The sequence below is a fragment of the Bradyrhizobium retamae genome (assembly GCF_001440415.1).
Lineage (GTDB): Bacteria > Pseudomonadota > Alphaproteobacteria > Rhizobiales > Xanthobacteraceae > Bradyrhizobium > Bradyrhizobium retamae.
The window spans coordinates 1-9,403 of record NZ_LLYA01000007.1; the positions used below are offsets into that span (position 1 = coordinate 1).

General features: G+C 61.7%; 10 protein-coding genes and 3 pseudogenes. 5 read left to right on the top strand and 8 right to left on the bottom strand.

Annotated elements, in window-relative coordinates; translation table 11 throughout:
- Nucleotides 1-404: IS630 family transposase (locus CQ13_RS03545; RefSeq protein WP_156433475.1), on the top strand; the 404-nt coding region annotated here is incomplete at its 5' end.
- Between the two features lie 43 nt (nucleotides 405-447).
- On the opposite strand, the gene CQ13_RS03550 is transcribed toward CQ13_RS03545, so the two are convergent.
- Nucleotides 448-648, bottom strand: coding sequence for a hypothetical protein (locus CQ13_RS03550; protein ID WP_057841648.1), 201 nt, complete (start codon nucleotides 646-648; stop codon nucleotides 448-450).
- 141 nt (nucleotides 649-789) lie between these two features.
- On the opposite strand from CQ13_RS03550, the gene CQ13_RS03555 reads away from it, so the two are divergent.
- Nucleotides 790-972, top strand: a complete 183-nt coding sequence (locus tag CQ13_RS03555; protein WP_057841649.1) for a hypothetical protein — start codon at nucleotides 790-792, stop codon at nucleotides 970-972.
- 430 nt (nucleotides 973-1,402) lie between these two features.
- On the opposite strand, the pseudogene CQ13_RS45215 reads toward CQ13_RS03555, so the two are convergent.
- From CQ13_RS45215 to CQ13_RS03570, 4 genes and pseudogenes are all read right to left on the bottom strand, one after another.
- Nucleotides 1,403-1,876, bottom strand: a pseudogene (locus CQ13_RS45215) (caspase family protein); the annotation flags it as partial.
- 22 nt (nucleotides 1,877-1,898) lie between these two features.
- The gene (locus tag CQ13_RS03565; RefSeq protein ID WP_347337010.1) at nucleotides 1,899-2,696 is read right to left on the bottom strand and encodes a diguanylate cyclase domain-containing protein; all 798 of its coding nucleotides are present in this window, start codon (nucleotides 2,694-2,696) and stop codon (nucleotides 1,899-1,901) included.
- Between the two features lie 59 nt (nucleotides 2,697-2,755).
- Nucleotides 2,756-3,034, bottom strand: a complete 279-nt coding sequence (locus tag CQ13_RS46695) for a hypothetical protein (RefSeq protein ID WP_347337011.1) — start codon at nucleotides 3,032-3,034, stop codon at nucleotides 2,756-2,758.
- 814 nt (nucleotides 3,035-3,848) lie between these two features.
- A pseudogene (locus CQ13_RS03570) lies at nucleotides 3,849-4,073 on the bottom strand (class I SAM-dependent methyltransferase); the annotation flags it as partial.
- A gap of 864 nt (nucleotides 4,074-4,937) precedes the next feature.
- Here CQ13_RS03570 and CQ13_RS40430 point away from each other — a divergent pair.
- Nucleotides 4,938-5,264 (top strand): PilZ domain-containing protein, encoded by a 327-nt coding sequence (locus CQ13_RS40430; protein WP_082637299.1) that lies wholly within the window; start codon nucleotides 4,938-4,940, stop codon nucleotides 5,262-5,264.
- 484 nt (nucleotides 5,265-5,748) lie between these two features.
- Complete coding sequence (locus CQ13_RS03575) at nucleotides 5,749-6,057, top strand: hypothetical protein (protein ID WP_057841652.1); 309 nt, start codon at nucleotides 5,749-5,751, stop codon at nucleotides 6,055-6,057.
- Between the two features lie 19 nt (nucleotides 6,058-6,076).
- Here CQ13_RS03575 and CQ13_RS45220 read toward each other — a convergent pair.
- Nucleotides 6,077-6,265 (bottom strand): annotated as a pseudogene (locus CQ13_RS45220) (hypothetical protein); the annotation flags it as partial.
- Between the two features lie 625 nt (nucleotides 6,266-6,890).
- On the opposite strand from CQ13_RS45220, the gene CQ13_RS03580 reads away from it, so the two are divergent.
- Nucleotides 6,891-7,328: a hypothetical protein gene (locus tag CQ13_RS03580; RefSeq protein ID WP_057841653.1), complete on the top strand. Its 438-nt coding sequence runs from the start codon at nucleotides 6,891-6,893 to the stop codon at nucleotides 7,326-7,328.
- Here the strand turns inward: CQ13_RS03580 and tnpC are convergent, their stop codons facing one another.
- Nucleotides 7,329-8,927, bottom strand: coding sequence for an IS66 family transposase (gene tnpC, locus CQ13_RS03585; protein WP_057841654.1), 1,599 nt, complete (start codon nucleotides 8,925-8,927; stop codon nucleotides 7,329-7,331). It abuts the gene before it with no gap.
- A gap of 99 nt (nucleotides 8,928-9,026) precedes the next feature.
- Complete coding sequence (gene tnpB / locus CQ13_RS03590) at nucleotides 9,027-9,356, bottom strand: IS66 family insertion sequence element accessory protein TnpB (RefSeq protein WP_057841655.1); 330 nt, start codon at nucleotides 9,354-9,356, stop codon at nucleotides 9,027-9,029.
- Nucleotides 9,357-9,403: the final 47 nt, after the last annotated feature.

The window sequence follows — 9,403 nt, forward strand, 5'->3', positions numbered from 1 at the left end:
TGGCTGGGATCGATCTGCTCACCGGCAAGGTCCACGCCCTTGTCAAAGATCGCCACCGCAGTCGAGAGTTCGTCGAACTCCTCAGGCTTATCGATGACGCCTATCCGCCGAACACTGCGATCAAGTTGATCCTCGACAATCATTCCGCGCACATCTCGCGAGAAACCAGAGCCTGGCTCGCCACTCGACCAAGCGGGCGCTTCGAGCTCACCTTCACGCCCAAGCACGGCTCATGGCTCAATCTCATCGAGGGATTCTTCTCCAAGTTCGCCCGTTCAGTCCTCCGCCACATCCGGGTGGCCTCAAAACACGAACTCAAGGAGCGCATCATGGCCGGTATCGACGACGTCAATCGCCATCCGGTCATCCACAGGTGGTCCTACAAACTCGCCGACGCCGCCTGATATGATTCGAACCAAGAAAACGCTAATCTAGTCAGAAACTCTCTCACGCTTCGCCGGAGCCGGAAAAGAGCGGAGCTGGCGGGGCAATGCGTGGCGGCGGCAGGGGGCGCCCGTGCCCGGAGCCTGGCCTGCTCTTGGCGTCGTAACGCTGGGCCAACTCCAACAGCCGCCTCTTGGTGAACGGATCCGCCTTCTCGGCCAGATCGCGCGCTCGCTGCGCAAAGCCGCTGTAGAACTCTTCCATCACGCCACCCCACAACATCAGACGGCCGGATTTCAATACGCTGGCGAGCCGCCGTCAAGAGACCCGGAGCTTCCAGCCCGGCAAGAGCCGCTTGTGTCGGCGTGGCAGGTGGCACTAAACTGCACGCCACGGGGGAATCTCATGGCGGTGCTCTATCCTATCCGGAAGGTGTGCCCGGCTTGCGGCAAGCCGATGGTCACCGTGCCCGATGTTGTTGACGAGCGGCAACGCCGCTATGTCTGCACGAACTGCGATGACGACCCGCTGCTCAACCCGACTGCCCGGAGTTGGGCGGAAAGCCCGTTGCGGCCGCCGGCAAAGTGAGTACTCATCAGCGCGAAGGCTGCTGTCGGTCGAAGGTATAATGGCACGGTCGGCCGCTCTGATCGCCTGTGCCGCGCGAGTCCTCGAAGCGAACGGCGATTTCGTGGGTGATGGGCGTACCCGCGGCGACGTTCGTCAGGTTGAATTTCGGGTTGCCGCCGAAGCCGACGACGTGGAGCGTGCCTGAGCCATCGCCGTTGATCGTCCCTTCATACGTCGCGGAAGGAAATGCACCCGGCGTGCCATATTGCGCCTGAAACTGCCCGTCCTTGAGCGTCGCAACGAAGCGCCAGACATAGCCGTCCGCCGCGCCGTCGCGCGGACAGCCCGCCACCGTATTCCACTTGCCGTTCAAGGAGGCGAGGTGAGCAACCGGACCGCTGCCCTGCTTGGCGTTGCCGGGCTTGGCTCCGATAGGGGCTTGGCCGCGTTCTTGTCGATTGCCTGTGATTTTCAGAACATCGTCGCGCACGAAACCGAAGGCGCGGCGAACGTCGAGGCCGGGCCTCGAAAGGTATTTGACCAGCGCCGCCGCGAACGGGCTGTTGCCGGAGTCGCCGTCGGCGGCGGTGGAGCCGGCCTTGGCGGCGTACGCGACCAAGGTGTTGGGACTTGTCGGCTCCACTTTCGCAAGGCCCCGGCTGACCGAGCGCGACGCGACCGAGCGCTTCATCCGGCTCGCGAACGGATTGGCGCGGCAGGCATCCAGAATGATCAGCCGGAGGCGCTTTGCCGGATCGACCGCGAACAGGACGCGGTCGAGCGACACGGTGGCATACAGGACGTCGGCGTCGCCCTCGATCACGGCATCCACCGGAATGAGATAATTGATGCCGTCAAGCTCGATCCCATGCCCGGCTTAGTAGATGACCGCCATGTCGGCGTCCCGGCTCTTGCTGCCGAACGGGAGGCGGACCGGCGACCGGCTACGCTGCCGCGGTTGCCTGCGTGTGCTCGGCCGCGCTTTGCGCAAGGAGCCGGCGCAGTCTTGCCAGGTCGTCTCCGGATGCGGCCCGGCAACGCGGCCCTCCGGCGAACTTGGCCTCGTAAAGCGCCGTATTGGCCGCACGCAGCAAGGTTATCGCGTTTCGGCCGTGGTCCGGCGCCATTGCGATCCCGACGCTCACGCCAATGCGGGCGGACGTGCCCGAGCCGAGGTCGTAGGGCAGGCCGATCACCTCGACCAACCGCGCCCCGAAGGCCATTGCCTCCTCCGGGGTGCAGCCGGCGGTGACCACGACGAATTCGTCGCCACCCAGCCGTGCAGGAAGGTCGCCGTCGCGCAGCACGCCTCGCATCCGCTCCGCCACGGCCTTCAGCAGCCGGTCGCCGGCGTCATGGCCATGCGTATCGTTGATTGCCTTGAAGTCGTCCAGGTCCAGATAGAGCAGCGCGGATATGTCGTCTCGGCCGCACGGCGCCGCCAGCCGCCTCTCGAGCGCGCCGACCAGGCCGGCGCGGTTGGCGAGCCCGGTCAGCGGATCGTGACGGGCGCGATAATCGTTATCGCGTTCCGCCTGCATCGTGGCGATCAGCATCCGATTGAGCTTGAAGCAGGCCATGGTCATGGCGGCGAGATAGATCGGGATCTGCAGGAAGAGGACGAACATCAGCGGTTGGCCCACGATCAAGGCGCCGGGAATGGTCGGACCGAGGCTGAGCACGATCATCGCGCCGCAGAGCCGCGGCGCACTGAAGTTGCGGAAGCAGATGCCGCCGACCATCGCGCCTGCGGACACGCACGCGAGCGTCGCCGCGAGCCAGTCGCCCGTCGCCAGGCTGATCAGCGCCCCGCGCTTGCGCTCCAGGCGACGGAGAGCAGCAGGTTGACGTCCGTCGGCGTCGACCGACGCGCCAGCGCCTCGCGGTTCGCGATGATCAACACGGCAAGCCGCGTCAGGCAAATCGTGATCTCGATGGCCAGCCAGACGATAAACAATGGCGTCGGGGAGCGCGCGGTGATCGCCGCGGCGGCCAAAACAGTGTTCACGATACCGCCGACGAAGACCGGCAGGGTGCCGTAGGCATTGCCGACCAGCGCGACGCGAATGTCCTCGGGCACGTTCGGCCCACAGTCGGCGAGCCATCGCGTCAAGCGCCAGCGCGGAAGGGTATAGATTCTCGAATCCGACTGCATCGCGGTACTTTCGGCCTTGGCTCTATCGACGCTCTTGCTGGTGTTGACGACCTTTAAAATGAAATTCCGAACTGAATAACCTGCGCGCGCCGGTTGCGACACCGATCATCGTCAATTTGTCTTCGAATTCGCTAAGCGAAGCGCTACGACTTTAGGCAATTGCCCGTTTGCTTAAGGAGCGATTGAGAAAAACCGGCAGAAGAGCCGCAGTTGTCCGCATCCGCGGGCCCGTTTCGGCAGGACGGGTGCTCACCCGTAGATTCCCGGAATCCAAAGTTCACGCCAGACGTGCTTTGCTGCGGCAGCACCGGGGCTGTTCGTATTTCATCATTGTTCATAGTTTCGCCGGTGGGCCGCAGGCCATTCGTCTGCGGCCATTTTGCATCCCGACGTACCTGCCAGAATGGCGTCAGAGCTCGATGCTCTCCTTCGCCGCGAACCGCATCCATGGCTTACCCCGCCCCGTGTTCATGCGGCCGTCGCAGCGGCGAGAAAGCTACCCTCAGCGAAAGCGCGCCTCGAGCTAACGATCCGCCAAGGGTAGAGAAATGCGCGCGGTCTGGTCCCTCAGTAATCATCCGCAATTTCGCTCCCTGGACCTCCGACCTACCATGATTGCATGGAGCGACACGTACCATTCAGATAGCGCACGCGAAGGCGCGAAACCTGGTGAGATGCCGGATTGCCCGATTCCTTTTTCGCGTAATGAAGCGCTACACGCCGGGTACTTTCGCGATCATTGCGACAGGTCAAGACTACGGACAGAGGCGGCACCTTGCTCGCGCATCCAGCGTGATGCCCAGCCGAAACCACACCCCAGATCGACGACATGCATGCCGACAAGATCGGGCAGCATGGCTTTGATCTCGGGCCATTCAGGAGCGCCGCCCAGCCCATGCACCTGTCGGGGCAACTGGCTGTAACCGGCGAAAAAATCGGAACTGTCGTAGATGTTCTGCGCCATGCCACTCTCCATGCCGATGAGGGACAAGCCCCTTTTAAGCGCGATTCCCGCGCTGATCGAGCCAAATCCTTTGACTATGGCACGTTGACCGGCGGCATGGACGCGGTTGGGCGCGGCATGAACCCACCCTGGTGCCGGCCGCGTGCCGCCAATATCATTGAAAAGGCGACAAGGATGATCAGAAGTCCACGCATTCCAAAAAGCTACTCCGAAAAATCTACCGCAATTGTGAAACGGCTCACACCGGGCGCCTGCGAGTGTGCTCCGACAGTTGGTGCAAACGTCTTGGCCCTTTACCGGCCTCGGTTGTAGGGCCAGGAAAACCGAAGAGCTGGGCTCTCTTCCCGGTCGGAAGTCTCAAACGTAATATTCTTTGTTTCCGCCGCAACACGGCGAACGGTCCAGCGATCACGCTGAAAAAATGCGTTCTTTCATAGCAACAGCAGAAATTGTGCAGTCAATTTGAGCGATAATTTATCGATTGACATGTACGTCGCAGGCAGCAATTAGCGCTCTCCTTGCGCTGTACTCAAGGGCGCTTCATGCACAATCATGATCTTGTCTCCGGCAGCCTGCTGGCCCTGACCGCGGCAGGGCTCGCGCTGCTCTGCTCGAGCCTGCTCGCCTTTGCATTCATTTAAGAGCCGACGCCCTGGTCGTGCTTCGCGCCGGTGGACCCGCGGCTTGAGATAGGAGTTGGTCTGTGTTTCTGGCGTATCGCGGCTCGTGGCGAGCTGACGCGATAGTCCTGACTGATTACCGACTGTGTTTCGCCAGGGGCGCATGCAAGTGGCTACCCGGAGAGTAATTTTGGTCTTGAATTTCTAGATGGCTCTTGAGGCTGCCATTGAACAGCGTGGATGTATGAACCGGGACAGGCGAAAAGCGAAGCGCGTTCAATTTGAACATGAGCACCGAGCCACTCTCTTGGGGTCTGATGGCACATGGTGGCGCGATTGCGTACTCATTGATGTTTCTGAAACGGGCGCACGTCTGCGAATAGATGGATCGACAGATGTCTTGAGATCTCGTCTGTTTTTCTTGTTGCTTTCAAAGACAGGCCTTGCATTCCGGCGGTGCGAGTTGGTCCGGTTAAACGGGCAGGAGGTCGGCGTGCAATTTGTGACAAGGCGGACTATTCGCGCGCGCTCGACGCTCCGGGTAGCGTATCCAACCCTAGCCTCAGATTAGGCGAAGGAATCATTATCTAAGCGGCGTGTCGACACTGTCCTTTCGGCTGCGGTGTCGACCGCGAACCATCAGCGAATTCACCGGAACGCCCGCCTGGGTGGGCTGACCGCATCCAGCAGTGGTTCGGGGCAGGGCGCCTGCGACGGGTTCATGCTGCAGATCTCGCATTTTCCGTGCGGTGTGGAGGACGTGCTTCACGGGCTTGTGCCGGAGCTGCAACGCCGCGGACTGACGCTCGCCTTTGCACACCTCGGTATTTCCTCGGAATGGTGGCGGGAGTCGCTCGCTATATTTGGCGCCCTCGCCGTTGGGAGCATCGCCTGGGCTGGTGTATCGACGCAGACCAATCCCGCCCTTAGACCGGGCGCTGCACTCAGCCCTATGCAGCCGCCGCGTGGGGCGACGACCACGGGCGGGTGTTGCCGCTCGACAACAGCTTGCCCCTCGACCACAATCCGGGCCGGTTTCCGAGAGGGAAAGATAGATGAGTATTCGTAAAGCTATTGGCGCAACAGCCGCCTTGGTGTTCGCCATAACCTTAGCGTTGGGGGTCGCGCTCGCTCAAGGCGTCAGTCCGACGAAGAGACCAAGCGTTGGAGGAAAGCCGCTTGTTCAAGCGAAGCCGAGCGCGCCGTCGGGCTGCAAGTTCGTCGGTACGGTCAAGGGGACCAAGCTCTGGGCAGGTGACTGCACGGCGGCGGCCGAGCTAAGATCAACCACTACCGGCGACGACGCACTCCCAAAGCCGCTGCCCGCTGAGCCAACGGTATCGCTTCCCAAAGAGCAGCAATAGAGACGTCGCCCTGTACGGACTTGACGGCGAGTTCTCTGATCCAGTCGGCGCCATAGTCACGATCGGCAAGCAGCATCGATCCGGACTTCAGGCGAAGGCAGAAGTTTGTCGCAAGCCGACTGTCGTGAGCCTCACCGGTCGCCAGGGCTCGTTTAGGTCGGCTCTGAAGGGACGGCAGACGCATTGGTTGCCCATTCGTTTCCTGAATCGGTCAGCCCGTCACGCTGCTTCGCCTTTCTCTTCATTGGGTTGGCGGGTGAACGGCGCCGATCCAGCTATGGTCGCGTTGATGGTGCGAAAGAGAAAAGAAAGGTAGTAAGCGGCGACGAATGGTAAGAATACGCGTAAAATTAAAGGCCAATCTGGGGAGAAGGCCCGTGACCGCTGCCGGGCCGTCGTACGCCAGGGCAGCAAAAAGGACCGCGATATCGCGCCAAGGATTGTTTGCTCGGCTCTTGTATGGAGTTCGTGCTCGCAGCGTGCCTTTCGGGCAGAACGTGGAATTTGTGGTTTGTTGCCGGCTAAATTCGTCGCACCGCCCTTGAGTTCCGGGTGTGTTAAGCGTCGCAACCGCAATCAGGCTCGCCACGACAGTTCTCCGAAAGAGCTTGAAGCGTACGTGGCGTCAGATTGTACAGTGTGAAGCAGACAGCTACGGAATCCGGAAGCTTCATGATCGCAAGTGAAAGGTTCAATGGTGAGCGTCACGATAGGATCACCGGTGCCCGGGCTTGACTTGCGCGGAATGCTCTGGATAGCGCGGTCGGGATGATTGACGCCGCCGGGGCGCGGTGATGGGGTGATCCCGGTTCGGAGCGGGCAATGGGATCAGAATGAACAGCGAGTCGCAGCTGCGCGAGAAGCTTCGGAAGATCGAGGCGTTGTTCGTGGGGGCCGGAACTGCTGGTGAGCGCCTTGCGGCGGAAGCCGCGCTGCAGCGGGTGCGGGCCCGGGTCGAGGAACTCGCTCGCCACGATCCACCGATCGAACAGCAATTCTCACTTCCCGACCAGTGGTCTCGGCACCTTTTTCTGGCGCTTTGCCGCCGATATGGGCTGCGGCCGTTTCGTTATCGCCGGCAGCGACGCAACACGGTGATGGTCCGTGCGTCACGGGGCTTCGTCGACAAAGTGCTGCTGCCGGAGTTCACCGAGCTGGAGGGTGCGCTGCAAGTGTATCTGCACGAGGTGACGCTGCGCGTGATCCGCGAAGAGATCTACGACGACGCCAGCGATGCGCAGGAAGTTCCCGACGCCTTGCCGTCGAACTGATCAAGCGGCGAGCATTGCCTCCGAACCGTCGCGCTCGGCTTTCCAATTCCACGGCAGCAGCGTGTTCAGCTGATTGATCTTGGTACGTCCGGAGACGATGCGCTCGAGAACATCGGTCAGATAGTGCCGCGGGTCGATGTCGTGAAGCTTTGCCGAGTTGATGAGCGATGCTAGAGTGGCCCAGGTTTCGGCGCCGCCCTCACTGCCTGCGAACAGATAGTTTTTCTTTCCTACCCCGATCGGCTTGATGCTGCGTTCGACCGTATTGCTGTCGATCTCGATGCGCCCATCATCGACGAAGCGCGTCAGGCCGTCCCAATGGTTGAGGGTGTAGCGGATGGCTTTGCCTAGACCGGACTTCTTCGAGACTTCTAGCAGTCGCGCCTCGAGCCAGGGCTTGAAGTCCTCGATCAACGGCCTGGTGTCGGTCTGCCGCACTGCAGCCCGATGCGCCGCCGGCAGACCGCGGATGCGATCCTCGATGGCGTAGAACATCGCGATCCGTTGCAGCGCTTCCGCGGCAATCGGCGACTTGGTCGCGACGTGAACGTCCCAGAACTTCCGCCGCGCATGCGCGAAGCAGAACGCCAACTGCACCAGATGGCCGCCGTTCTTGATCAGGCCCTTGTAGGCGGCATAGCCGTCGACCTGCAGGATGCCGTGGTAGTCCCCGAACAGCTGCTTGGCGCGGATCGCCTTGCGATCCTCGGCAAACATGTAGACCACCGCCGGCGGCGCCGGGCCGCCCCACGGGCGGTCGTCGGTGGCGATCGCCCAGAACTGGCAGACTTTGGTTCTGCCACGGCCGGGATCGAGAACTGGCAGCGGCGTCTCGTCGGCAAACAGCCGCGGGTAGGACATCACTGCGCGGCGCAACAGCGTGTGAAGCGGCTTCAGCCACCAGGCGGCGCGGCCCATCCACGAGGCCAGCGTCTGCCGATCGAGCGTGATGCCTTGTGCGGCGAACATCTGTTCCTGCCGATACAGCGGCAACTGGTAGCCGTATTTCATCACCGCGATGTGGGCCAGCAAGGCTTCCGTCACCATCCCGCCATCGATCGCCTGGGTCGGCGCAGGTGCCTGCATCACACCCTGGCGGCATCCCCGGCAGCCATACCGCGGACGCACAATGCGCTTGACCCGGTACTGCATCGGAATGACGTCGAAGGCTTCCTTGACGGTCTCCCCGATCTTGTGCAGCCGCTCGCCGCAGCAAGGGCAGATGTGGCTCTCGATATCGATTACGACATCGATGCGCGGCAAATGCTCCGGAAGCTTCCCCCGGTTGCGTCGCGCCGGTCGCTTTCCACGGCCCTCCGCTCCATCAGGCAGCCTGCCTCCGGTTACGTCGTCGTTGGCCGCGGCACGAGCCGCCTGTGCCGTGATGGTGAAGAGAGGCAGCTGTCCGGGATCCAGTGTCTCGGAGCGGGGACCGAAGATCGTGCGCTTGAACTGGGACAGGATCATCAGGAGCTTGTCGTTCTCCTGAACCGCAGCCTCCTGAACCGCAGCGTCGCGTTGGGCGATCGCCGCATCACGCTCGGCCGAAAGCGTGCTGCATTCCGCCGACAACGCCGCAAGCCTTGACGACAGCGCCATCACGGTTTGTCGGAGCAATGCTGGATCGGAAGGCAAATCACTCATGCAGAGTGATTTTACAACAACTCCGCATGAGTGACGAGCTACTCTTGATACGGATCAACCAGCTCGCGCTGGCTGATCCACAACCCGCATCGGCACACGCTTCCAGTCTGAGCCATCGAGCAGCACCGAGAGTTGAGCATGAGATAGCGGCATGACGCCTTCCTTGATCGGCGGCCAGGTGAACTGCCCCTCGATTCTTTTGTAGTAAAGGACAAGGCCGCTTCCGTCCCAGGTCAGGATCTTCACGCGATCTCGGCGCTCGGACCGGAAGACATAAAGTCCGCCGTCGTACGGATTGGCCCCAAACGCCTCGCTCACCAGCATCGCCAGCGAGTCCATCCCCCGACGGAAATCGATCGGCTGCGTCGCGATCCAGGTACGCATCCGAGGGCGGCCGCCTTGCAGAGGTTGGCTATTGCATGATTACAGGC

What these genes read in the sequence shown, in the direction of transcription:
- CQ13_RS03575 (WP_057841652.1), top strand. Translation starts at nt 5,749, where the DNA reads ATGAGTATTCGTAAAGCTATTGGCGCAACAGCCGCCTTGGTGTTCGCC.
- CQ13_RS40430 (WP_082637299.1), top strand. Translation starts at nt 4,938, where the DNA reads ATGAACCGGGACAGGCGAAAAGCGAAGCGCGTTCAATTTGAACATGAG.
- CQ13_RS03580 (WP_057841653.1), top strand. Translation starts at nt 6,891, where the DNA reads ATGAACAGCGAGTCGCAGCTGCGCGAGAAGCTTCGGAAGATCGAGGCG.
- CQ13_RS03550 (WP_057841648.1), bottom strand. Translation starts at nt 648, where the DNA reads ATGGAAGAGTTCTACAGCGGCTTTGCGCAGCGAGCGCGCGATCTGGCC.
- tnpB (WP_057841655.1), bottom strand. Translation starts at nt 9,356, where the DNA reads ATGCGTACCTGGATCGCGACGCAGCCGATCGATTTCCGTCGGGGGATG.
- CQ13_RS03565 (WP_347337010.1), bottom strand. Translation starts at nt 2,696, where the DNA reads ATGGTCGGCGGCATCTGCTTCCGCAACTTCAGTGCGCCGCGGCTCTGC.
- CQ13_RS03555 (WP_057841649.1), top strand. Translation starts at nt 790, where the DNA reads ATGGCGGTGCTCTATCCTATCCGGAAGGTGTGCCCGGCTTGCGGCAAG.
- tnpC (WP_057841654.1), bottom strand. Translation starts at nt 8,927, where the DNA reads ATGGCGCTGTCGTCAAGGCTTGCGGCGTTGTCGGCGGAATGCAGCACG.